Below are 23,549 nucleotides of genomic sequence, written 5' to 3'. Positions count from 1 at the left end.
GGCGGGTCGGGCAGGTGGGCCGGTCAGAGCGGGATGTTGCCGTGCCGGCGCTGCGGCATCGGCGCGCGTTTGCCGTGCAGGGTGCGCAGGGCCCGGCAGACCTGGTCGCGGGTCTCGCGCGGCGCGATGACCGCGTCGACGTACCCGCGTTCGGCGGCGAGGTAGGGGGTGCCGTGGGTGCTCTCGTAGGCGGCCACCAGCCGCGCGCGCAGTGCCTCGGGATCGTCGGCGGCGGCGAGTTCGCGCCGGTGCAGGAGGCCCACCGCGCCCTCGGCTCCCATCACGGCGATCCGGGCGGTGGGCCAGGCGAGATTGACGTCGGCGCCCAGGTGCTTGGAGCCCATCACGGCGTACCCGCCGCCGTAGGCCTTGCGCACCACCACGGTGACCTTGGGGACGGTCGCCTCGGCATACGCGTACAGCAGCTTGGCGCCACGCCGGATGATGCCGCCCCGCTCCTGCCGGACGCCCGACAGATAGCCGGGGACGTCGGCGAAGGTCAGCAGTGGGATCTGGAAGGCGTCGCAGAACCGCACGAACCGCGCGGCCTTCTCGGAGGCGTCGATGTCGAGGACACCGGCCGCGTGCAGCGGCTGGTTGGCGACGACCCCGACCGAACGCCCCTCCACGCGGGCCAGGGCGCAGATGATGTTCGGTGCGAACAGCTCCTGCACGTCGAGGAGTTCACCGTCGTCGACGACCGCCCGCAGCACGTCGCGCATGTCGTACGCCTGACCGAGCCGGTCGGGAACGACCTCGTCGAGCGGCACACCGTCGGCGCTCGGCGGTGCCGGGGTGTACTCGGGGGGCCGCTCCAGGTTGTTGGGGGGCAGGTACGACAGCAGGTCGCGCACGGTGTCGAGGGCGTCCTCCTCGTCGGCGGCGAGGAAGTGGGCGTTGCCGTTGACGGTGTTGCTGGTGTGCGCGCCGCCCAGTTCCTCGGCGGTGGCGCGTTCACCGGTGACCGTCTCGATGACGTCGGGTCCGGTGACGAACATGTGCGACGCGCCGTCCACCATCACCGTGAAGTCGGTGATCGCGGGGGAGTAGGCGGCCCCGCCGGCGCACGGCCCGAGCACGACCGAGATCTGCGGGATCACCCCGGACGCGCGCACGTTGCGGTGGACCAGTTCGGCGTAGCGGGCGAGGGAGGCGACGCCCTCCTGGATGCGGGCGCCGCCGCCGTCGTTGAGTCCGACGACGGGGCAGCCGGTCTTCAGGGCGAGGTCCATCAGGGCGATGGTCTTCTCGCCGAAGGCCTCTCCCATGCTGCCGCCGAAGACGCCGGAGTCCTGCGCGAACACACAGACCGGGCGGCCGTCGACGGTGCCGGTCCCGGTGACCACGCCGTCGCCGTGGGGCCGCCGGGCCCCGTCCCCGGCGGACCGGGCCCGGACGAACAGCCCGGTCTCGGTGAACGAACCGGTGTCCACCAGCCGGTCGATCCGCTCCCGGGCGTCGAACTCCCCCCGTCTTCTGGCCCCGCCCGGGGACACCGCCCGCGTCCGACGCCGCTCCAGGTCGGCGATGCGGTCGGCGGTGCCGTCGGGCACGTACGGCGCGGTCTGCCTTGCCTCGGACGTTGTCGCCTCAGTCGTCACAGCCACCTCCGAAGTGGCCTTCGAATATGGCAGCGCCTGGGGCGAGGACCGGGGGGATCGGGGCGGCGTTTGCCGGAGGTGAGTGCTGAAGGGCGAGGCTTCGTCCGGGCGTGACAAGCGACGTCCAGGCATCGCGCAGTCGGTGATCGAGCGATGGGCGTTCTCGAAACTTTCGGTCCGGAGAGCGAACGTCTCTCCCGATCGGCCTTCTTGAGACAACTGAGAATGGCCCGTGCGCGAGGCGTTGACGGTGCGAGGACCCGGTCGTAACGTCTCCCGCACCCTTCGGAACCAGGTTCGAAAGTTTCGAAATGTCATGACCTCAACAACGAGACAGAAGGGGGACGAGATGGTCACCCGCAAGTCCATCGGCGCCCTGGGTCTGGCCGGCCTGCTCGCCGCCACCGGTGTCGCCGCCCTGTCCGGGACCGCGGACGCCGCCAGCACCCTGGGCTCCGCGGCGGCCGGCAAGGGCCGCTACTTCGGTGCCGCGGTCGCCGCGAACCACCTGGGCGAGTCGGCGTACGCCGCCACGCTGGACACCGAGTTCAGCTCCGTGACACCCGAGAACGAGATGAAGTGGGACGCCGTCGAGGGCACCCGGGGCTCCTTCTCCTTCGGCTCGGCCGATCAGATCGTCAGCCACGCGCAGAGCAAGGGCATGAAGATCCGCGGTCACACCCTGGTGTGGCACTCCCAACTCCCCGGCTGGGTCGGCACGCTCGGCGCCGCCGACCTCAGAACGGCGATGAACAACCACATCACCCAGGTCATGCAGCACTACAAGGGCAAGATCTACTCCTGGGACGTCGTCAACGAGGCCTTCCAGGACGGCGGCAGCGGCGCCCGGCGCAGCTCGCCCTTCCAGGACAAGCTCGGCAACGGCTTCATCGAGGAGGCGTTCCGCACCGCGCGCGCCGCGGACCCGGCCGCCAAGCTCTGCTACAACGACTACAACACCGACGGTGTCAACGCGAAGAGCAACGCGGTCTACAACCTGGTCAGGGACTTCAAGGCGCGCGGCGTCCCGATCGACTGCGTGGGCTTCCAGTCCCACTTCAACAGCGCCTCCCCGGTGCCCGCCGACTACCGGGCCAACCTCCAGCGCTTCGCCGACCTCGGCGTCGACGTCCAGATCACCGAGCTGGACATCGAGGGCTCCGGCACCGCCCAGGCCAACAGCTACAGCAACGTCGTCAACGCCTGCCTGGCCGTGTCGCGCTGTACCGGCATCACGGTGTGGGGCGTCACCGACAAGTACTCCTGGCGTTCCAGTGGCACACCGCTGCTGTTCGACGGCAACTACACCAAGAAGCCCGCCTACACGTCCGTCCTCACGGCGCTCGGCGGCTCGGGTTCGGGTGGCGGTGGCGGTACGGCGGCGTGCACCGTCTCCTACAGCAAGCAGGAGGAGTGGAGCGACCGCTACAACGGCAAGGTGACCGTCACGGCGGGCGGTTCGGCGATCAGTACCTGGACGACGACGGTCACCGTGACCTCGCCGCAGAAGATCTCCACCACCTGGAACGGCACGCCCACCTGGGACGGCACGGGCAACACCATGACCATGAAGCCCAACGGCAACGGCTCGCTGGCCGCCGGGGCGTCGACCAGCTTCGGCTTCACGGTGATGAAGAACGGCAGCACGGCGACTCCGGCACTGGGGTCGTGCTCAGCGTCCTGACCTGCCGCGGGCGGGAACACGAGAGGGGGCGCCACGACCCTGTGACGCGCCCTCTCGTGGTCCGCGACGCCTCCCGCAGCCACATGACCCTGCACGCCGCCCAAGGCCGTCACCCGCACCGTCCGTCACACCGGTTCGTGCGACACCCGCAGCGGCTCGAACGAGATCCGGGTCCGTGCCCCGACCCATCCCACCTCGACCTCGGCCCCGTCCACCGTCACGGACCTGACGGCCCGAGCGGGGTCACCCGCTGCCGCCCCGCCGGTCAGCAGCGCGACACAGACGTGCACCGTGGTGCCCCCGGCCCGGCCCACCAGCCGCGGCACCCGCGCCCAGGGCGTGTACGCGGTGCCCTGCGGGGCACGGGCGGGCTCGGCGGGACCGCTCCACCCGTACGGGCCGTGCAGGGCCGACACCAGGTCCTCCTCGGGGCCGGTGGCCCACCCGGTCTGCGTCAGGAGGGTTCCGGCCGGAGCCCCGACCACCCGGTGCACCCGCAGTTCGTACGGCCCGTGCGCCACCGTCACGCTCTCCACCCGCAGCCCCGGCACCATGGGCGGCCCCCCGGCGAACACGGGCTGGTGCCAGGACGCCGCCCAGCCCCACCCGTCGCCCTGCCCCGCACCGAGCGGACGGATCCGCCGCCGCACGCTGCGCCGGCCGGCCACCTCAAGCGACAGATGGTTGTCGGCGACGTTCCCGGTCGCGGTCGGCCCCGTGCGGGTCGAGTAGGCCTGGCGCCCGTAGTGCGGATCGTCGGCTCCGGGGTCCTCGCCCTCGTGCGGGCGCACATGATCGCTGCCGTGGTTGTGCAGTCGTACGATCCCGTCCGCGCGGGTCGCCTGTACGAGCAGACCCGGCGCCGGCAGGGCGAGCACCCGGTCGGCCTCCTCGACCGGCGCGGCCTCCTCGCGGGCCGTCCACAGCGGATGGTCCGCGGGCGCCAGCAGCGACACGAACGCCTTTGACGCCCAGTAGGGGGAGGCGGGACCCGAGTACGACTGCAGCGTCGCCTCGTGCGGACCGAACCAGCCCAGGCTCAGCAGACCGTCGTCGGTCAGCGCGCCGCGCTCCAGGAAGTACCGCAGGCTGCCGCTCGCCAACCGGCGGGAGGTCCCGGGGGAGAGCGGGGTGTCCCCGGTCAGGGCGCCCAGGCCGACGGCGGCCGAGGCGGCGAACCGGTAGGTCAGGGAACGGCCGAAGTGCGGCGGCGCCCCGTCCGCGCCGAACATCAGCGCGAAACCGGCCAGGTGGGCGCGCAGCCGGGGGCCGTACCGCGCGGACAGTTCGGTGTCGCCGCCCAGGTGTGCGTCGAGCACCGGATACAGGTGCAGCGCCCAGCCGTTGTAGTGGTCGAAGGCCCGCCCGTCGCCGTCGGCGTACCAGCCCTCGCCCCGGTACCAGGTCTCCATCAGCTCCAGGGCGCGTGCCCGTACGGCCGCCGTCTCGGCGTCGCCCCGGCCGACCGACTCCAGGAACCCGGCCACCGTGAAGGGGAACAGGTACCAGTTGTTCGGCGCCGGAGTGTGCCGCAGCGCCCCACGCAGCCACTCCTCGGCCCGGTCCCGTACGTCGTCGTCGAGGTGCTTCCACAGCCACGGTGCCGTCAGCCGCAGCCCGATCGCCACCGACGCCGACTCGACCATGGGCTGGCCCTGCACATGGTGGTCGAGGATCAGCGGCCAGGACTCGGTGTCCTCGCGGCCGGGGGTGCGGGTGCCGGCGGCGAGGCCGCGCGCGTAGCGGTCCAGCCAGCCGTGCGGATCGTCGCCGCCGGCCCCCGCCACCCGGAAGGCGGCGGCGAGGAACGTCCGGGCGTAGCCCTCGAGACCGTCGGAGCGCACCCCCGAACGTGAGGGCCGGCCGGGCAGGTCGAGCAGCGCGCCGCCGGGGGTGCTCCAGCGCCATGCCGCCGTCAGCAGCCCATCGGCCACCGCTTCCCAGTGGCCTCGGGTGTAGCCGGTGTACGGGCTGGACGCGCGGTCCTCCGCGGGCAGTTCGAACGGGATGCTCATGCCAGGAAGGCCAGCCTTTCGCGTTGTACCGGATGCCGGAACCCGGCGCCGGAGGCCCACCGTTCGATCTCGGCGAGCGTGTGGTCGGCCAGCCGACGCCACTCGTTGCCCTCGGAGCCGGCCAGGTGAGGGGTGAGGAGCGCGTTCTCGCAGTCCCACAACGGGTGGTCGGGCGGGAGCACTTCGGGATCGGTGACGTCCAGGACGGCCCGGACGCGGCCCGCCAGGACGGCGTCGGTGAGCGCCTCCTGGTCGACGACGGCACCCCGCGAGGTGTTGATCAGCACCGCCCCCGCCCGCATGGAGTCGATCAGCTCACGGCTCACCAGTTGGCGGGTCGCGGGCAGCAGGGGAGTGTGCACGCTGACGGTGTCGCAGCGGGCGAACAGCTCCGCCAACCCCACGGGCCGGACACCGAGTTCGGCGGCGTCGGCATCGGAGACGTAGGGGTCGTACAGCAGGACCTCGACGTCGAGCGGACGCAGCAGCTCGACGACCCGGCGGCCCACGAGTGAGGCCGACAGAATGCCCACCGTGCGGCGGTGGTTGCCGACCTCGCGGGGGGTGCGCAGCCAGTTCGCGCGCCGCTTCGAGGCGGTGAAGTCGCGGGCCCGTTCCAGGACGTGCTTGCCGGTGAGCAGGATCATCGCGAGGGTGTACTCGGCCACCGGCACGGCGTTGGCCGCGGCGGCGGACGACACCTCGATGCCGCGTTCCCAGCACGCGTCGGTGACATGGCCGCGCACGCTGCCCGCGGTGTGCGCCACGGCCCGCAACCGGGGCGCGGCGCGCAGCACCGACGCGTCCAACGGCGGACAGCCCCAGCCGGTGACCAGCAGATCCACGTCGGCGAGCACCTGGCGGGCGCGCGGTGTGCTCAGGTCGTCGAGGACCGGGAGCGGGGCGAGATCACAGATCCGGGCGAGGGCGTCGAGTGACTCTGCGTCGAGGACGGCCCCGGCGGCGTCCTGGGACATCGCCAGGGCGGCGCGCGGGCGGAATCCCGGCCCCGGCGCGCTCACTTGACTGCTCCGGCGGTCAGCCCGCCGCGCCAGAAGCGCTGGAGCAGGATGAACGCGAGGACGAGCGGCAGGACGGCGAGCAGCGAGCCCATGATCACCACCGGGTAGTACTCGGGCGACACCGTCGCCGAACTGTTCCACTGGTACAGGCCGAGACTGACGGGATACAGGTCCTGGTCGGACAGCATCACCATGGGCAGGAAGAAGTTGTTCCAGATCGCGGTCAGCTGGAACAGGAACACGGTCACCAGCCCGGGCCCCAGCATCCGCAGCGCCACCCGCACATAGGCGGTCAGCTCGCCCGCGCCGTCCATGCGGGCCGCCTCCAGCACCTCGTCGGGGACGTAGCCCTGGCTGAAGATCCGGCCGAGGTAGACGCCGAACGGGTTGAACAGGACCGGGATGAACACCGCCCAGAAGGTGTTGACCAGCCCTGCCTGCGACGCCAGCAGGTACAGCGGCAGCGCCAGCACGGTCTGCGGCACCATCACCGCCGCCAGCACCAGACCGAACAGCTTCTCCTTGTGGCGGAAGCGGTACTTGTCGAAGGCGTAGCCGCAGGCGACGCTCACCAGCGCGCCGACCCCCGCGCCCAGCACCGCGTACAGCAGGCTGTTGAGGTACCAGCGCCCGTACTGGCCGCCGTCCATCGCGAACAGGTCGCGCAGGTTCTGCGCGAAGGAGAAGTCGCCCAGCGACAGCAGGTCGCTGCCGAACAGCGCGTCCCGGTCCTTCGACGCGGCGAGCACCAGCCACAGCGCGGGCAGCAGGGTGTACAGGACGGAGACGAGGACGACGGCGTTGACCGTCGTACGGCCGAGCAGCCGCGGGCGCAGCAGGGTGCTGTCGGTGGCGCTCATCGGACCTCCTGGGCGTCGGCACGGCTGGTCCAGCGGGTGACGCCATAGGACAGGGCGATCGTGCACAGCAGCAGGACCACCGAGGCGGCGGCCGCCAGGCTGTAGTTGTTGCGGGTGAACGCCGCGTCGTAGATGTACATGCTCGGCGAGAACCGGGAGTTGATCATCGGGGAGGACTGGCTGAGCAGCATCGGCTCGGTGAACAGCTGCAACGCCCAGATGAGGGTGAACATGGCGACCATCACGATCGAGGCCCGCACCAGCGGCGTCTTGACCTGCAACGCCGTACGCACCGGCCCGGCACCGTCGACCACGGACGCCTCGATCACCTCACGGGGCACGGCCTGCAGAGCGGCGTAGAAGACCACCATGTTGTAGCCGAGGTTGCTCCACAGGGCGATGTTCACGATGGACGGGATCACGGTGTGCACGCCGAGGAAGTCGATCGTGATGTCCGCGCGGGCGAACAGGTCGATGACCGGGCTGATTCCGGGTGTGTACAGGTACAGCCAGATCAGGGCGGCGATGATGCCGGGCACCGCGTGCGGCAGGAACAGCGCCAGCTGCGCCCAGGCACGCAGCTTCACGACACCGGAGTCCAGCAGCAGGGCCAGGGCGAGCGCGCCGACCACCATGAGCGGGATGTAGATCAGGCAGTACAGGGCGACGGTGCCGAGACCGCCGAGGAAGGTCGGGTCGGTCAGGACCGCCGCGTAGCTGCGCAGCCCCACGAAGACGGTGCGTTCGGGGCCGAAGCCGAGACCGGGCTGGTCGTCGCTGAAGAAGCTCAGGTAGACGGCGGTACCGACGGGGACCAGGAAGACGATGACCAGCAGGGCGAAGAAGGGCGTCATCAGCACGCCGCAGGCGGTGAGTTGGCGACGGCGGGCAGCCTTGCGGGCGCGCCGGTCGGCGGCCGGCGCGGCGCTCGGTGGCGCGGTGGCGGGAAGCGTGTGCTGGGTGGTCGCGGTCATGGGGGAGTTCACCTGCCTTTCGGGCGGCTCAGGTGCTGTGCTGGGTGGTGGACAGGCCCAGGGCCTTCAGGTCGGGCATGGTGCCGTCCTGGGCCGCGCGCACGGAGTCGATGAGGGAGCCCTGGCCGCTGCTCACGCGGGCGAAGTTGTCCTGCATGACCTTCAGCGTCGCGGTCATCCGCGGCCCCCACACCCAGCCGTCCCGGATCTTCTCGGCCTCCTGCTGGAAGAGCCTGTAGATGTCCTGGCCGCCGTAGTAGGAGCGGTCGAACGCCTTGCGGCCGACGGCGACCAGCGCGCCGGCCGCCGGGTACTGGCTGCTGGCTCCGCTGGACAGCCTGGCGCGCAGGGAGTCCGGGTGGGACACCTGCCACTCGATGAACTCCATCGCGGCCTCGGGCACCTGGCTGTCCTTGGTGATGGCGAACGTGGAGCCGCCGTGGGTGCCGATGTGCGGGCGCCCGGAGTCCCACTGCGGCAGCGGCGCGATCCGCCACTGGCCCTTCTGCTCCGGGCGCGCGTTCATCTGCGCGCCGGCGTCCCAGGCGCCGCTGAGCCGGGTGAGCACCAGCCCTTCCGCGAGTTGCGCGTCGTACTGTCTGCTGTCCACGGCGTTCATGAACACGTCGTCGTGGTCGATGAGTTGTTGCCAGTACGCGGCCACCCGCCGGGTGGGCGCGTCGGCGAGGGAGACGTTCCAGGCGCCCTTGCCGGTGTCGAACCACTGCGCGCCCGCCTGCCAGGACCAGGCGGCGAAATGAGGCCCCCCGTCCGTGGGCAGGAGCACCAGTCGCCGGTCGGGCGTCTTGCGGTGCACCGTACGGGCCAGCTCGGCGAACTCGTCCCAGCTGCCGGGGACGCGCAGGCCGAAACGGTCGAACAGGTCGGTGCGGTAGTGCATCACCATCGGTTCGACGTCCAGCGGGACGCTGAACACCCGTCCCTGGAAGGTGGTCAGCCCGAGCGCCTGCGGCAGCAGCTTGCGCCGCAGCGTGTCGCTGACCAGGTCGGTGATGTCGCGGGCGACGCCGTCGATGGCGAAGCCGGGGATCTGCGGGTACTCGATGGTGGCGACGTCGGGGGCGTTGCCGGCCCGGGCCGCGTTGCTGAGCTTCGCGTAGCCGCCCTGGGTTCCGGAGGGGATCTGCTGGAAGTCGACCTGGACGCTGGAGTGGGTCTTGTTGAAGGCGTCGACCACTTCCTGGCTGCCGCGCAGGGCGGACCAGAACGTGACGCGCGTTGTCTTGCCGGTGCTGCGCGACGAGGAATCCGACGTCCCGCTGCAGGCGCTCACGGCTCCTGACAGCGGTACGGCGGCCGTCGCGGCGAGCACGGATCGGCGACTGGGCCGACCGAGCATGGTGCCTCCCGCGGCTCTGCGTGAACGGTGGGACACGGCGGTTCGGGATAGGCGGTTCGGGATACGGCGGTTCGGGACACGGGAATCCTCATCGCGCCGACCGTAAACGGTCAATAGATCGATCAGATGAAAATCAAAGCGGTCAAACGCTCATTCCTGCGGAGCGATCGGCTGCCTCGTCGAACCCCGCACCGTGAGCGACGGCAGCAACTCGACGCGGCGCACCGGCGACCCGGGGCCGCGCCCGCTCTTCAGACGCTGTGCCAACAGCTCCGCGGCCACCCGCCCGACCTCGGCCTTGGGCGGGGCCACGGCGGTGAGCGGGATGGTGCCGAGCCCGGCGAGCACGTCGTCGTAGGCGACCACCGAACAGTCCTCCGGCACGCGCACGCCGTTCTCCGTCAACCGCTGGACGGTCATCAGCGCGTCCACGTCGCTGTGCAGCACCGCCGCCGTCGCGCCGAGCTCGCGCAGCAGCGTGGGAACGTCCGCCGTCTCCCGCGCCGTGTACGGCCCGTCCTTGCCGACCCCAGGAGAACTCAGCGCCCACGCCCACTCCTCGACCAGCGGATGCGCCCCGGCTATCTCGGTGAACGCGGCCCGCAGGCTGCGCGCGGTGGGACTGTCGTCCCGGGTCGCGAACACGATCCGCCGGTGGCCGAGCGCCACCAGGTGCTCCACCGCGAGATGCGCGCCGTACCAGTGGTCCGAACACACCGAGTCCAGGGAGTGCAGGGCGCCGCCCGCCCGTGGCCGCCGCTCCATCAGCACCGCCGGCACCTCCAGCGCGGCGAGCCATCCGTGGTCGGCCTCCTCGGCGTCGCGGGTGCGCCACCGGGGCGCCAGCAGCAGACCCCGCGCGCCGGCCGCGAGCGCCCGCTCCGCCAACGGGCGTTCCGCTCCGGCGGTCTGCGGCGCGATGTGCAGCGCGATGCGCAGGCCCGCCTCCGCGAGCACCGTGCGGGCGCCGTGCAGGGTCTCGTACAGGTACGAGTGCCGCTCCGGTACGACCACGGCCACCGTGTCGCCGTCCGGGTCCGGGGTGTCGATGTCGGCGCCGGTCCTGGTGCCGGTGCCGGTGCCGGTGCCGCTGCCGGGCGACTGCTGTGCGGCCCCGGTCGAGTGGACCACGCCGTGTCCGCGCCGCAGCCTGCCCGCACGGGCCAACTCCTCGACGTCCCGGCGCATCGTCACCACCGACACCCGCAGCTCGGCGGCGAGATCGCTGACCCGCGCGCTGCCCCGACCCTCCACCGCGGCCACGATCCGCTGATGCCTGAGATCGACCGGCTCCCGCACGAGGCCTCCCGAGCGCTTGAATGTTCGTTTGAGCGATGCGCGCCATCATAACGATCGTCCCCAGAAACGGAGCCCCTCGTACGTCACGAGCCCGGCCACGGCCGCGTGACGTTTCTGCGGTGAATGCGCTACGCCGGGCGAGTGAGCGTGACCGTTCCGAACGCGCGCCCGGCGGCCGGTCCCGTGAATCATCTGGCGTCGGCATCAGCCACGACACCGGGCACCGCAGCCCGAGGAGGAGCCCAGCCTTGACGTACGGGAGCACGCTGCGCCACCGGATCGCCGCACCGGGGACCACCCCGCTGATCGGCGTCCACGACATGTACTCCGCGTCCCTCGCGGCGCGGCACTACGACGGGATGTTCGTCTCCGGGTTCGGTTTCGCCGCGTCCCACTACGGCCTGCCGGACATCGGGTTCCTCGCCTGGCCGGACATGGTGGCGTTCGTCCAGCGGCTGCGCGGCGCCTTCCCGCGGCACGACCTGCTGGTCGACATCGACGACGGCTATGTCGACACCGAGGTGGCCTGCCATGTGGTGGAGAACCTGGAACGGATCGGGGCTTCCGGGGTGATCCTGGAGGACCAGAAGCGCCCGCGCCGCTGCGGGCACGCCGACGGCAAACAGGTGCTGCCGCTGGAGGAGTACCTGGACAAGCTGGCGGCGGTCCTGGCCACCCGCCGTGACCTGGTGGTCGTCGCCCGCACGGACGCCACCGAGGAGGAGGACATCCTGCTGCGGGCGAAGTCCCTGGCCGCGACCGCCGCCGACGTGGTGCTGGTGGACGGGGTCCGCAGCGTGGAGTGGATCCGCCGGATCCGTGACGTGGTCGGCGACAAGCCCTTGCTGTTCAACCAGATCGCGGGCGGCCGGTCGCCCCGCCTCTCGCTGTCCGAGCTGGCCGAACTGGGCGTCGACGTGGCGATCTACAGCACGCCGTGTCTGTTCGCGGCGCACGAGGCGATCGACGCGGCGCTCACCGAACTGAAGGCGGCCGACGGCAGGCTCGCGCCGGTGACGGAGGCAGGGGGCGTGGGGGTCGCCGAGTCCACGGCGCTGCTGGAGCGCAACCTGGCCCGCACCTGCGGTGACGGCGGTGACAGTGGCGACGGCGGTGCCGCCACGGCCCGGTGACGGGACGGCAGCGCAGGTCGACGAGTGCGGAGGACCGCGGCCGCGAGCGATGACGCGGCCGCGCCCGGTTGGCCCAGCGGGCCGTGTGACCGCCGAGTTCTCAGCCCTGGCCTGCGGGCCGACCCGCACCTGAGGTTCTACGACGGGCGGCGCGGCGGTGTACGGGGCGAGCCCGGGAGGCGGACGGCGCGCTCAAGCCCGTCTGATCAGCGCCCCGTTGCGCCGGGCGGCTCCCCCATGTCGTCCGATACGCGGAACCGGCGGACGCCTGACATCATCCGCCCGGGTTGCGGCAAAGGCTCTGGTTCGAGGCGTTTTCCCTTTGAGACCAAGGAGACGTGTATGCCCCCCAGACACATCGCGGCGACCTGCGCCGCCGTGACCGCGCTCGGCGCGTTGGTGCTGACGGCACTGCCCGAGGCGTCGGCCGCCGCATCCCCCGTACCGGTGGACGCGCCCTCGGCCGCGCGGACGCTCGGCGCCGACACGCCGGCGCCCGCGATGCTGCGCGCGATGCAGCGCGACCTGAAACTGACCGAGGCTCAGGCCAGGACGCGGCTGGAGAACGAGGCCGAGGCCGGCAGCCGGGCCGGGCGGCTGCAGATCGCCCTGGGCAAGCGCTTCGCGGGGGCCTGGGTGCAGGGCCCGACCTCCGCCGACCTCACCGTCGCGACCACCGACGCCGCGGACGCCCCCGCCATCGCGGCCGGCGGAGCGAAGGCCGCGGTCGTCAGACACACCCTGGCGGACCTCAAGGCCGCCAAGTCGAAGCTGGACCGCGCCGCGACCGCGGCCACCGCCCTCGCGGCCCCGGTCCGCTACATCGACGTGCGCAAAAACCGCGTGACGGTCCAGGCCACCAGCCGGGCCGCCGGGGACGCTCTCGTCACCGCCGCCAGGATCGACGGCACGCTGGCGAAGGTGAAGGTGTCGGCGGACCGTCCGCGGACCCTGCACGACATCCGGGGCGGCGACGCCTACTACATCGAGGACATCGCCCGCTGCTCCGTCGGCTTCGCCGTCACCAAGGCGCAGAAGCAGGGCTTCGTCAGTGCCGGGCACTGCGGCGACGCGGGGGACTCCACCACCGGCTTCAACCAGGTGGCCCAGGGCGTCTTCCAGGCCTCCGTCTTCCCCGGCCACGACATGTCGTGGGTCGCCGCCAACAGCAACTGGACCGCCACGCCCTACGTCAAGGGCGAGGGCGGCCAGAACGTCCAGGTCGCCGGTTCGGCGCAGGCCCTGGTCGGCGCCGCGGTCTGCCGCTCCGGATCGACCACCGGCTGGCACTGCGGCACCATCCAGCAGCACGACACCAGCGTCACCTACTCCGAGGGCACCATCGACGGAGTCACGCGTACGACGGTGTGTGCCGAACCGGGCGACTCGGGCGGCTCCTACCTCTCCGGCGCGCAGGCGCAGGGCGTCCTCTCGGGCGGTTCCGGCGACTGCACGAGGGGCGGCACCACCTTCTACCAGCCGGTCAACCCGGTGCTGAGCACCTACGGACTCGTCCTGAAGACGAACGCGGCGCAGGCCGAGACCCCCGGGACCCCCGCCCCGACCGGTTCGTGGGTCAGCGGCCGGGTCTATGACACCGGAGCACGGGTGACGTACGACGGTGTCACCTATGTGTGTCTGCAGGCGCACCAGGCGCAGGGAGTGCTGCGGCCCGCCGCCACGCCCGCTCTGTGGCAGCGCGCCTGACCCTTCCGGGAACGACTGAGCGGTGAGCCGCCCTCACGGGCGGCTCACCGCTCAGCGCATATCGGTCGCGGCCGGCGGGACGTCAGTACCAGTTCGTGTACACCGCGTCGTGGCCGTCACACGCGAGCAGGGCCCGCGAGACGCGCCCGTTGAGGTTGTTGCCGATCTTCGTGTACGCGTAGGTGATGCCGGAGTCGACGGTCTCGGAGACCCAGCCGTCCACCCGCCCGGTGCCGGAGTTCGACCGCTGCAGAACAGCGGCGCAGTTGGGGCGGGAGTTCTCGATCCTCGCGAAGGACCCGCACGAGGAGGAGTAGAAGTACTTCAGCGTCATGCCCTCCCAGGAGCGCGTGGCACCGACCTGCTGGAACGTGCCCGCGCAGCTGGAGATGGTGGGGTACTGGCCCTCCATCGCGTACGCCCCGTAGTTGCCGCCCTGGAACGAAGCGGCCTGGGCGGAGACCTGAGTGAGCGCCATCACCGCGGCGGCGCCCCCCGCGGCCAGCAGAGTCGAGAGTGATCGGCGGCTCATGAGCCCTCTTTCCCGTGTCGGCGGAGTGCTGATCGAGCGGTGTACGGCCGGCTGCGCGCCGCCCGGCCACCCCTCGTCCGGCGACCCTAGAAGACCGGAACGGCGACCGGTGCCTGACAGATGTCAGGGTGCGCTCGGGTGTCCGCCCGCGTCAGACGAGGTGGGCGAAGACCACCAGGTTGTCGGTGTAGTCGCGGACCGAGCGGTCGTAGTCACCCGCGCAGGTGATGAGCCGGACCTCGGCCCGTGGGGTGTCGTTGTACACACGCTGGTCGGGAAAGTCGTTCTTGGCGAACGTCTGCGCGCTGTCGACCACGAAGTGTGCCGTGCGCCCATCCGCGCGCAGGACCCGGAAGGTGTCACCCTTCTTCAGCTCACCGAGGCCGGCGAAGACCGCCGGGGAGGTGGCCGTGTCGACGTGCCCGGCGATGATGGCGGTGCCGGCTTCCCCGGGGGAGGTCCCCTGGGCGTGCCAGCCCACCAGGTTGGTGTCGGCGGCGGGCGGGGCCTGGAGCTGCCCGGTCGGTTCGATGGCGAGGTCGGTGAAGGGGGCGTCCACCCAGATCTTCGGGATGATCAGGCGCACCGGCCTCGACCGCGGCAGACTCTTGCCCGCCTGGGACGCGGTGGGCGCGGCCGACGGGTCGGCGGGCGCCGTCGACGGGTCGGCGGGGGCGGCGGCCTGCGCCCCCTGCGGTGGGCGGGCGGCCACCGACGACGGGTCTTGTCCGCCGAACAGGTTCACCGCCAGGAGCAGGGCGGCCACGGCACAGATCATCGCCAGGCCGAGGCGGGACCCCTGCTCGGGCGGTACCGGCTCGCTGACGGTAGGGGAAGAAGGACCGGCTGCCATCGGGCAGCACCTCACTCTCGGGCACGGCAGCACAGCGGGGGGTGGGGACGCGAACGCGAGCCGGGCCCCCGCCGACCGGTGCTGGGGGCGGCGGTGGGCCCGGCTGCTATCGCGTCAGGCATGATCAGGCAGCGGTTCCGGCCGACCTGCGCCGCGCCGCGTACAGCCCGGTCGCGGCGACACCCAGCACGGCCATACCGGCGCCGGTCATGCCCGGCGTGGCGAGGGCGCCGCCACCGGTGTGCACGCCGCCGTGGGGCTTCCCGTGGTGCTCACCGGAGGAGTCCTTCTCGTACCCGCCGGACGACTCCTTCTCGTACCCGCCGGACGACTCCTTCTTGTATCCGCCGTCCTTTTCCTTGTCCTTGTCCTTGTACGTCTCCGGGTCGTACTTGGGGTCCTTGGCGGTGCCCCAGTCGTCCTCGTTCACCGTGGTCAGCGCACCGCCACCGGTGTGCATCCCGCCGTGCGGCGACTTGTGGCCGTGGTCCTTGCCGTGCTCCTTGCCCCAGTCGTCCTCGTTCACCGTGGTCAGCGCACCGCCACCGGTGTGCATCCCGCCGTGCGGCGACTTGTCGCCGTGGTCCTTGCCGTGCTCCTTCTCCTTGCTGTACGACGAGTCCTCGTGGCCCGGGTCTTGGTCGGCCGCGTAGGCGCCGGGTGCGGTGATCGCGAGAACGGCGGAGGCGGCCGCGGTGGCCAGGAGCATCCGTGTGGAGCGCATCCGGGATTCCTTCCGTCTCGGCCTGGGCAGCTGGCGTCGCGTCAGCTGGACTGACCCGGCCTCGACATGATCCACCGTCAGTCACACCCGGGGATCCCACCACTCAAGGCGCTCAGTCGGGCGACCCGGCGGGGCGGGAGGTCCCCCGTACGGCCCCGAGGCGGGGTGCTCCGAACGGCGTGGTGCCCCTTCCGCGGCGGCGGAGGCGATCACGTCTCAGAGTCCTGGCTTCCGGCCCGCACTCTGGCATCGCTATCATCCGATAAAGAACCATTTGGGGATTTTGCCCCAAGGGGTCGACATCCTCCCGGAGCGATCATGTCCCGCAAGCGCCCCACGGACGACGGCGACGAGCTGCTGACCAGGCTCGGATCGCTGACCGCGCAGGCGCGCGAACGCGCGGAACTACAGCGCTCCCAGGTCGAACTGGCCATCGCCCTGCAGAGCGGCATGCTGCCGGCGGACATGCCCGCGGCCCCGCGCTACCACCTCGCCGTGCGCTACGCACCGGCCTACCACGGCCTCAATGTGGGCGGGGACTGGTACGACGCCTTCACGATGCCCGACGGCCGCGTCGGGCTGTCGATCGGCGACGTCCAGGGGCACAACATCGAGGCCGCCGCGTTCATGGGTCAGGTACGGGTCGGGCTGCGGGCGCTCGCGTCCGTCACGAGCGAGCCCGGCGAGCTCCTCGCCAAGACGAACGACCTGCTCCTGGCCCTTGGCACCGAACTGTTCGCGACCTGCACGTTCATGCGGCTCGACCCGTCCACCGGCGTGCTGGAGAGCGCCCGGGCCGGGCACATCCCCTCTGTCTGGGCCACCGCGGACGGGAAGTCAGGCATCGTCGACGGCGAAGGGGGACCGCCGCTCGGCATCCAGGCGGGACTGACCTACCCGGTGGCCCGGCACCGGCTCACCACGGGCGGAGTGATCGTCCTGCTCACGGACGGCGTGGTGGAAGGCCCCCTGATGGAGGTCGACGAGGGGCTCGACCAGGTGGTCCGGCTGGCGGGCGTCGCCGTGGTGGCGGGCATGGGGGTGGACGCGCTCGCCGCCGCCGTGATCAAGGGAGCCGACCGAGTGGGCCACGAGGACGACGCCGCGGTGCTGGTCCTCGGCTACGACGGGCCCGAGGTTCAGCCAGAGGGCGGCAGCGCGCGCCCCACGTCTCGCCGGGACGGCGCTACCGGTGTCTGATGGCTGGTGTGGTGGGCACCGAGGATCTGCGCCGCACCGGCGTCTTCGCCCTCCAGACGCTGGCAGTCGCCGGCGGCTACTACGCGGCAGGGCTGCTCGGACTGTTGCGGGACCTGGTCGTCGAGGGCGCGGTGTTCACGCCCATCTGGCCGCCCACGGGTGTCGCGGTGGCCTGCCTGCTGATCCTCGGGCCCCGTGTCCTGCCCGGCATCGCGCTGGGTGTCCTCCTCGTCATCCTGCACATCACCGCGTTCCGGCCCGACGTGCTCGCCAACCTGGCGGGCAACACCCTCGCTCCCCTGTGCGCGTACCTCCTGCTGCGCCGGGTGGGCTTCCGCATCGATCTCAGCCGGTTGCGGGACGGCCTCGCCCTGGTGTTCCTGGGGGCGCTGGCCAGCATGCTGATCAGCTCCACGGTGGGCGTCGGCATCCTCGTGGTCACCGGCCGGCTGGACGCCGGGAGCTTCTGGCCGGTCTGGCTCGCGTGGTGGGTGGGCGACGCGATGGGCGTCCTGATCGTCACCCCGCTCCTGCTGTTGCTGTACCGGGCCCGCCTGCCGCTGCCCATGGGCCGGTGGAAGGAGGCCCTGGCGCTGACCGCCATCACCTGCGTCGTCGTACCGACGGCCACCCGTGACGAGGCCAGCCTCCTGTTCCTCGTCTATCCGCTGCTGATCTGGGCCGCGCTGCGCTTCCTCCTGGTCGGGAGCATGCTCTGCGCCCTCTTCACGTCCGTCATGGCCACCGTCGCCGCGACGGACGTGATCGGCCCCTTCGCCGGGCTGTCCAGCATCGACGTGATGATCAAACTGCAGGCGTTCAACGGCACCATGGCCATGATCGCCCTGCTCCTGTCGGCCGTCATCACCGAGCAACGCAACACCAGACGCTCGGTGGAACAAGCCTGCCAGGAACTGGTCGAGGTCCTGGAACACCTCACCGCCGGCGACACACCACGCGCCCAGCCGACTAGAGACATGGACGGCGGGTACCGCCCCGACCGGGCGGCCCGTGACCATGGTGAGGGCGATGGGCCGCCGGGTGAGACGGGTGGTGGCGGTCTGCCGGGCCGCCCGGCCGGTGAGGGTGGCGGTGGTGATCTGCACGACCGGCCGCCCAGGGACATGAGTGACGGCGACCTGCCCGGCCCGCCGCCCGGAGACACCGACGGCGGTGACCGGCCCGACAGGCCCTGACGCGGGTGCGGTCCAGGTGGGATCCGCGATCTGTCCGACTCAGCGCCTCAGCGCCTTGCGCAACGCGGGCTTCGAGGCGCGGGCCCAGGCCTTCGGCAGTTCCCGCTGCCGCTCACCGGCCACCGTCTGCTCCCGCCCGTACAGAAGGCCCCAGGTGAAGCTCGCCTCACCGGACGTTCCCGCCGCCGCCGCCATCCGGCGCAGCTCGGCCCGGGCCACCACGCTGTCCTGGTGGTCGCCGAGCACCTTCTGCACGCTCTTGACGCGCTTGCCGAGGCGCTGGACGGGCTTGCCGAGCGAGACGCGGGCCGGCTCCGTGACGTACCGGGCCTTCTTGGCCGCCTTGCGTGCCTGGTGCAGGGCCACGTCCCGGTCCGGGCCGGGGGGCGTCTCCAGGGCGATGCCGACCCGGTCGGCGAACCGGTCGTACTCCTTGAGGACCGCCTTGGCCATCACGTCCTTCGGCTTCCCGGCGGCCTTGCGGCGCAGCGGGGGCCGCGCGACCAGACCGGCCAGCGAGTCCAGCAGGGCCAGATAGCGGGGCGACGCCAAGGCGTCCTGGGTACGCGTCCGGGCCTCGGAGCTCTTGGTGACGTGCCACGCCTGGAGCCGGGCGGTGACGGGTCCCAGGACCAGTTCCCGCGGCAGCGCCCCGAGCCCGGCGTCGAGCCGTTCCTGAAGCACCTCGTGGTCGCGCTCCACGCCCAGTTCACCGGCCAGCCACTTCAGCTCCCCGCGCACGGGGTCGGTCGCCGCGCGGTCCAGGACCGAACGGTACGAGCGAAGCACACTCCGCAGCCGACGACAGGCGACCCGCATCCTGTGCACGGAGTCCGGCAGGTTCCGGCGGACCGCGGGGTCGAGTTCGACCAGGGTCCGCACCTGCTTCTCCACATACGCGAGGACCAGATCGCCGGCCGAGCCCGCGACCACGTCCTCGGCCCGCGCGTCCGGCAGCCGCGGCGCGCCCACCGCCGTCTCCTCCAGGGCGCGGGCGAGCTTGGACGGACCGGGCAGCCGCTTGACGTCGGCCTCGCGCAGCACCTTGTCCACGGCCCGCAGCAGCTGAGGGTCGGCGCTCTCGGAGAGCTCGACCTCCAGCTCCGTCCACGAGGCCCGCGTGGCCCCGGCGAGCAGTGACTCCGCCTCGACCGCGTCGATGCTCAGTTCGCCCAGCACGGTGCCCCCGGCGTCCACGAACTCGCGCCGGTGACGTTCGGTGCGCAGGCGGACCACCGGCCTCAGTTCCGCACCCCGGGTACGGGAGAGCACCAGGTCACGCAGGTCGTCCGGGACCGTGTCGGACAGGGGGGCGCGCAGTTCCTCGCGGCTGTCGCCGGACAGCGGCAGCTTGAGGTGCCAGCCGGCGTCGGCGCCGCCCGTCCGGTGGCGCAGCGTGGCCGAGGCGTCGACCAGCCGCAGGTCCACGGTGTCGTAGTACACGGCGTCGAGGTCGTCGGTGCCGCGGTCCACCACGGACGCGATGGCGTCCACCTTGGTGAGGTCGGGCAGCCAGGACGTGTCCTCCGCCGCCGGAGCCTCGTACTTTCGTTCCGTCTCTCGTGTCGACTGGGCCATGTGGTTCCGCGTACACATCTCAGCCCGAATCAAACCCGCGGAGGCACTTCCGCTGTTCCCGCCGGGAACCCGAGGCGGACTCGCGGAACACTGCCGTGACGAGGAAGGATAGGGGCTTCACCGTAGGCCGAACGATCTGTGGGAGCGGGCATGCAGCACGAGCGAGCGGGCAAGCAGGCCGGTCCGGAGGACCTCGTCGACGTCGCCCGACTGGTCACCGCGTACTACGCGTTGCACCCCGACCCGACCGAACCGGGGCAACGGGTCGCGTTCGGGACGTCCGGGCACCGCGGGTCGTCCCTGGCGACCGCGTTCAACGAGGCGCACATCGCCGCGACCAGCCAGGCCATCTGCGAGTACCGCGCCGACCAGGGCACCGACGGCCCCCTGTTCCTGGGGGCCGACACGCACGCCCTGTCGGAGCCGGCGAGGGTCACCGCCCTCGAGGTCTTCGCGGCCAACGAGGTCACCGTGCTCATCGACAGCGCGGACGGTTACACACCCACCCCGGCCGTCTCGCACGCCATCCTCACCCACAACCGCGGGCGGACCTCGGGCCTCGCGGACGGCGTCGTCGTCACCCCGTCGCACAACCCGCCCGCCGACGGAGGGTTCAAGTACAACCCGCCGAACGGCGGCCCGGCCGCCTCCGGGGCGACGACCTGGATCCAGGACCGCGCCAACGAGATCATCGCGGCCGGCCTCAAGGACGTCCGGCGCATCCCTTACACCCGGGCGCTCACCGCCGAGGGCACGGGGCGCTACGACTTCCTCGGCACGTACGTGGCCGACCTGCCCAGCGTCCTGGACCTGGACGCGATCCGCTCGGCGGGCGTCCGTATCGGCGCCGACCCGCTGGGCGGGGCCTCGGTCGCCTACTGGGGCCGGATCGCCGAGCAGCACGGGCTCGACCTCACCGTGGTCAACCCGCTCGCCGACCCGACCTGGCGGTTCATGACGCTGGACTGGGACGGCAAGATCCGCATGGACTGCTCGTCGCCGTACGCCATGGCCTCCCTCATCGAGCAACGCGACCGCTTCCAGATCGCCACCGGCAACGACGCCGACGCCGACCGGCACGGCATCGTCACGCCCGACGCGGGGCTGATGAACCCCAACCACTACCTGGCCGCGGCCATCTCCTACCTCTTCGCGCACCGCGAGGGGTGGCCCGCCGCAGCGGGCATCGGCAAGACGCTGGTGTCGTCCGGGATGATCGACCGGGTCGCCGCCGACCTGGGACGCCGGCTGGTCGAGGTGCCGGTCGGGTTCAAGTGGTTCGTGGACGGACTGGTCGACGGATCGCTCGGGTTCGGCGGCGAGGAGTCGGCCGGCGCGTCGTTCCTGCGCCGGGACGGCTCGGTGTGGACCACCGACAAGGACGGCATCATCCTCGCGCTGCTGGCCGGCGAGATCACGGCGGTCACCGGGAAGACACCGTCGGAGCACTACTCCGCACTGACAGCCCGCTTCGGCGAGCCCGCGTACGCCCGCATCGACGCGCCCGCCACCCGCGAGGAGAAGGCCCTGCTCGGCAAGCTCTCGCCCGCCCAGGTCAGCGCGGACACCCTGGCCGGCGACGCGGTGACCGCCGTACTCACCGAGGCCCCCGGCAACCGGGCGCCGATCGGCGGTATCAAGGTCACCACGGCCAACGCCTGGTTCGCGGCCCGCCCTTCGGGCACCGAGGACGTCTACAAGATCTACGCCGAGTCGTTCCTCGGCCCCGACCACCTCGCCCAGGTGCAGGAGGAGGCCAAGGCGGTGGTCCGTACGGCACTGGGCGGCTGAGGCGACGAGCGAGCGTGACCGGGCAGTACTCGACCTGGTCGACGGTGTGGCCGTCATCAGCCCGGATGAGGGGGGCCGACGGAACTCGCCGACCTGCGGCGATTTCGCCTGGGTCGCGTCGGCTCGTCAAGGGCGCCTTCGGCGTCACTCATGAGGGGGTCAGGAGACCCTGGGCGATGGACTCCGCGATGCTCTTCAGGGTGACGGCTCGGGGCCGGTGGGCAGGAGGTCAAGCACCATGGCCACAGCCTCTTCGGCGGTCTCGACGTCGCCGATCACGGCGGAAGTACTGCCTCGGCGCACCTTGAACCGTCCGTTGTCCAGGGGCTCGATCGATCCGGCCTGCACATTCCAGGGGTAGCTGGTGGAGCTGCTGAAGAGCAGGGCGAAGTGGCTGGTGAACGGACACAGCCGTCGGAGTCGTGGTTGAGCGGCGGCAGCCTCCCACAGCGCAACGGTGTCCGGATACGGGCGCCCGGGCGAGCGGACCCTGTGTACGGCGTGTCTCCACTGCCAGCTGAGTCGTAGGGACTGCCAATGGGCCTCGACAACGTCAGCCGGCCCGCGACTGCGTGCCGCGGCCATGTCTGGCAGAACCGGCCTTGGAGGCAGGGGCACTTGTTGATCGCGGGTCTCGTCATTCGCGTCCACTGTCATAGTGTCGCGGCCGTTGCCTGAAATCGGTGGGAGCGAGGCGGTGACGTTCTCGTCCACCGGCCGCCCCGCGTACGGGGCGATGTGATCTGGATCATAGGCTCGGAGTGCATCGTAGTGCCGGTCCCACGGCCTTTCCCTGGATGTAGAGGGTTGACCGGAACGGGGACGGTGCGGATGGAGCAGAGTCGAGCCGAGGGGTTCGACGGGTTCGTGGCGGCCCGCTGGTCGGCGTTGCTGAACCTCGCCCGTCTCCTCGTGGGAGGCGATCGGCACCGTGCCGAGGACCTGCTCCAAGAGGCCCTGGTCAAGCTCTGGTTCGTCTGGCCCAAGATCGCCGACGAGGCGCCGGAGGCGTACCTGCGCAAGGTGCTGGCGCGAGCGGCGGCACGCTCGGCGAGGCGGCTCTGGTGGGGCGAGCGCCCCGTGGAGCAGCTGCCCGACCTGGCGACGACGGGGGACGTCTCCGCCGCGGTGGTGGAGCGCTCCCGGCTGGAAGCCGCGCTGGCCCAGTTGCCGCCGCGGCAGCGGGCCGCGGTGGTGCTGCGTTACTACCAGGACCTGTCGGAGAAGCAGGTCGCGGAGGTGTTGGGGTGCCCGGTGGGCACGGCCCGATCCCACGCGTCACGCGGCGTGGCCCGGCTGCGTCGGATCCTGGCCGATGTCATCGAGCCGGTGGGGTGAAGGGGAGGCCATGGATCACTTCGAGCGGGAGTTGTCGCGGATGATGCGCGACACCCAGGAACACGCCCCCTTCGAGCCGCGGCACCGAGACCGCCTGCGGTCCGGAGTGCGGTCCCGGCGGCGCGCGCGGGTGGCGCAGCGGGCCGTGGGGTGCGCCCTGGCCGTCGCCGGACTCGGCATCGGCTTCTTCCTGCTGCCCCGCGACCCCGTCGAGAACAGGCCCCAGGCTCCCCTTCCGCGGCCCGTGACGAGCCCGGCCGGGCCGACCACGACTCCGACCCGGACTCCGGACGCGCCCGCGTCCCGGTCCGTGACCGCCCCGCCCCCCACCGCGACCGCCGACCCGACCATCGAGGGGACCGTCGGCCCGTCGGAGACGCCGACGACGACCGGCGATCCCGACGGGCTGCCCTCCGGCCCGAACGTCTCGTCGACCACCTCCCCGCCGCCGACCTCGAGTTCGGGGGCGACACACACTCCGTCCGCACCGACGACCATGCCGTCGACCAACGATCCGTCGGCGACCTGGGGCTCGGCCGACACCGGATAACCGGCCCGGCCGACACCGGCCGGCCAACCTCCACGCATTCCCTCAACGGCAACGACAAGCCGAGACCGGCACCTCGTAACTCCTGACCCCTGCCCGCCGGTCGCACCATCGCCGCGAGTGACCTCGGCATGC

At 71.7% G+C, this 23,549-nt stretch carries 19 protein-coding genes and 1 pseudogene; 8 read left to right on the top strand and 12 right to left on the bottom strand.

Annotated features, from left to right (window positions below):
• Positions 1–23 precede the first annotated feature (23 nt).
• Positions 24–1,601: an acyl-CoA carboxylase subunit beta gene (locus ACFYRY_RS24930; RefSeq protein WP_389150278.1), complete on the bottom strand. Its 1,578-nt coding sequence runs from the start codon at positions 1,599–1,601 to the stop codon at positions 24–26.
• Between the two features lie 349 nt (positions 1,602–1,950).
• Here ACFYRY_RS24930 and ACFYRY_RS24925 point away from each other — a divergent pair, with 349 nt between their 5' ends.
• Positions 1,951–3,285, top strand: coding sequence for an endo-1,4-beta-xylanase (locus ACFYRY_RS24925; protein ID WP_389149624.1), 1,335 nt, complete (start codon positions 1,951–1,953; stop codon positions 3,283–3,285).
• 125 nt (positions 3,286–3,410) lie between these two features.
• On the opposite strand, the gene ACFYRY_RS24920 is transcribed toward ACFYRY_RS24925, so the two are convergent.
• From ACFYRY_RS24920 to ACFYRY_RS24895, 6 genes are all read right to left on the bottom strand, one after another.
• Positions 3,411–5,300, bottom strand: coding sequence for a DUF2264 domain-containing protein (locus ACFYRY_RS24920; RefSeq protein ID WP_389149621.1), 1,890 nt, complete (start codon positions 5,298–5,300; stop codon positions 3,411–3,413).
• Positions 5,297–6,277 (bottom strand): hydroxyacid dehydrogenase, encoded by a 981-nt coding sequence (locus tag ACFYRY_RS24915; RefSeq protein WP_389150275.1) that lies wholly within the window; start codon positions 6,275–6,277, stop codon positions 5,297–5,299. The genes ACFYRY_RS24920 and ACFYRY_RS24915 overlap by 4 nt, the downstream gene beginning before the upstream one ends.
• Before the next feature lie 41 nt (positions 6,278–6,318).
• Positions 6,319–7,182 carry a carbohydrate ABC transporter permease gene (locus tag ACFYRY_RS24910; protein ID WP_389149618.1) on the bottom strand — a complete coding sequence of 288 codons (864 nt, stop codon included), beginning with the start codon at positions 7,180–7,182 and terminating at the stop codon, positions 6,319–6,321.
• Positions 7,179–8,156, bottom strand: a complete 978-nt coding sequence (locus ACFYRY_RS24905; RefSeq protein ID WP_389149615.1) for a carbohydrate ABC transporter permease — start codon at positions 8,154–8,156, stop codon at positions 7,179–7,181. The genes ACFYRY_RS24910 and ACFYRY_RS24905 overlap by 4 nt, the downstream gene beginning before the upstream one ends.
• A gap of 28 nt (positions 8,157–8,184) precedes the next feature.
• Positions 8,185–9,516, bottom strand: coding sequence for an ABC transporter substrate-binding protein (locus ACFYRY_RS24900; RefSeq protein ID WP_389149612.1), 1,332 nt, complete (start codon positions 9,514–9,516; stop codon positions 8,185–8,187).
• A 150-nt stretch (positions 9,517–9,666) separates the two neighbouring features.
• On the bottom strand, positions 9,667–10,815 hold the full coding sequence (locus tag ACFYRY_RS24895; RefSeq protein WP_389149609.1) for a substrate-binding domain-containing protein: 1,149 nt from the start codon (positions 10,813–10,815) through the stop codon (positions 9,667–9,669).
• A 248-nt stretch (positions 10,816–11,063) separates the two neighbouring features.
• On the opposite strand from ACFYRY_RS24895, the gene ACFYRY_RS24890 reads away from it, so the two are divergent.
• Both ACFYRY_RS24890 and ACFYRY_RS24885 read left to right on the top strand, forming a co-directional pair.
• Positions 11,064–11,948: an oxaloacetate decarboxylase gene (locus ACFYRY_RS24890; RefSeq protein ID WP_389149606.1), complete on the top strand. Its 885-nt coding sequence runs from the start codon at positions 11,064–11,066 to the stop codon at positions 11,946–11,948.
• A gap of 342 nt (positions 11,949–12,290) precedes the next feature.
• Positions 12,291–13,655, top strand: coding sequence for an alpha-lytic protease prodomain-containing protein (locus tag ACFYRY_RS24885; protein WP_389149603.1), 1,365 nt, complete (start codon positions 12,291–12,293; stop codon positions 13,653–13,655).
• An 82-nt stretch (positions 13,656–13,737) separates the two neighbouring features.
• Here the strand turns inward: ACFYRY_RS24885 and ACFYRY_RS24880 are convergent, their stop codons facing one another.
• The 3 genes from ACFYRY_RS24880 to ACFYRY_RS24870 all read right to left on the bottom strand — a co-directional run bounded on the left by ACFYRY_RS24880 (position 13,738) and on the right by ACFYRY_RS24870 (position 15,764).
• Positions 13,738–14,187: a hypothetical protein gene (locus ACFYRY_RS24880; protein WP_389149601.1), complete on the bottom strand. Its 450-nt coding sequence runs from the start codon at positions 14,185–14,187 to the stop codon at positions 13,738–13,740.
• 151 nt (positions 14,188–14,338) lie between these two features.
• Entirely contained in the window at positions 14,339–15,040 is a 702-nt protein-coding gene (locus tag ACFYRY_RS24875) for a class F sortase (protein ID WP_389149598.1), read from the bottom strand.
• Positions 15,041–15,164: 124 nt separating this feature from the next.
• Positions 15,165–15,764, bottom strand: coding sequence for a hypothetical protein (locus ACFYRY_RS24870; protein ID WP_389149595.1), 600 nt, complete (start codon positions 15,762–15,764; stop codon positions 15,165–15,167).
• A gap of 318 nt (positions 15,765–16,082) precedes the next feature.
• Here ACFYRY_RS24870 and ACFYRY_RS24865 point away from each other — a divergent pair, with 318 nt between their 5' ends.
• Positions 16,083–16,964, top strand: a complete 882-nt coding sequence (locus ACFYRY_RS24865; protein WP_389149592.1) for a PP2C family protein-serine/threonine phosphatase — start codon at positions 16,083–16,085, stop codon at positions 16,962–16,964.
• A pseudogene (locus ACFYRY_RS24860) lies at positions 16,964–17,947 on the top strand (MASE1 domain-containing protein); the annotation flags it as partial. The gene ACFYRY_RS24865 and the pseudogene ACFYRY_RS24860, both read left to right, overlap by 1 nt.
• A 252-nt stretch (positions 17,948–18,199) precedes the next feature.
• On the opposite strand, the gene ACFYRY_RS24855 reads toward ACFYRY_RS24860, so the two are convergent.
• Positions 18,200–19,738, bottom strand: coding sequence for a CHAD domain-containing protein (locus tag ACFYRY_RS24855; RefSeq protein ID WP_389149589.1), 1,539 nt, complete (start codon positions 19,736–19,738; stop codon positions 18,200–18,202).
• Positions 19,739–19,888: 150 nt separating this feature from the next.
• On the opposite strand from ACFYRY_RS24855, the gene pgm reads away from it, so the two are divergent.
• Positions 19,889–21,529: a phosphoglucomutase (alpha-D-glucose-1,6-bisphosphate-dependent) gene (gene pgm / locus ACFYRY_RS24850; RefSeq protein ID WP_389149586.1), complete on the top strand. Its 1,641-nt coding sequence runs from the start codon at positions 19,889–19,891 to the stop codon at positions 21,527–21,529.
• A 195-nt stretch (positions 21,530–21,724) separates the two neighbouring features.
• Here the strand turns inward: pgm and ACFYRY_RS24845 are convergent, their stop codons facing one another.
• Complete coding sequence (locus tag ACFYRY_RS24845; RefSeq protein WP_389150272.1) at positions 21,725–22,114, bottom strand: DUF6193 family natural product biosynthesis protein; 390 nt, start codon at positions 22,112–22,114, stop codon at positions 21,725–21,727.
• A gap of 246 nt (positions 22,115–22,360) precedes the next feature.
• Between ACFYRY_RS24845 and ACFYRY_RS24840 the strand changes: the two genes are divergently transcribed.
• Both ACFYRY_RS24840 and ACFYRY_RS24835 read left to right on the top strand, forming a co-directional pair.
• The gene (locus ACFYRY_RS24840; protein ID WP_389149583.1) at positions 22,361–22,867 is read left to right on the top strand and encodes a SigE family RNA polymerase sigma factor; all 507 of its coding nucleotides are present in this window, start codon (positions 22,361–22,363) and stop codon (positions 22,865–22,867) included.
• Between the two features lie 10 nt (positions 22,868–22,877).
• Positions 22,878–23,417, top strand: a complete 540-nt coding sequence (locus ACFYRY_RS24835) for a hypothetical protein (RefSeq protein WP_389149580.1) — start codon at positions 22,878–22,880, stop codon at positions 23,415–23,417.
• Positions 23,418–23,549: the final 132 nt, after the last annotated feature.

The sequence above is a fragment of the Streptomyces sp. NPDC005263 genome, from assembly GCF_042872365.1.
Lineage (GTDB): Bacteria > Actinomycetota > Actinomycetes > Streptomycetales > Streptomycetaceae > Streptomyces.
This window is presented reverse-complemented; position numbering and strand designations above follow the sequence as displayed.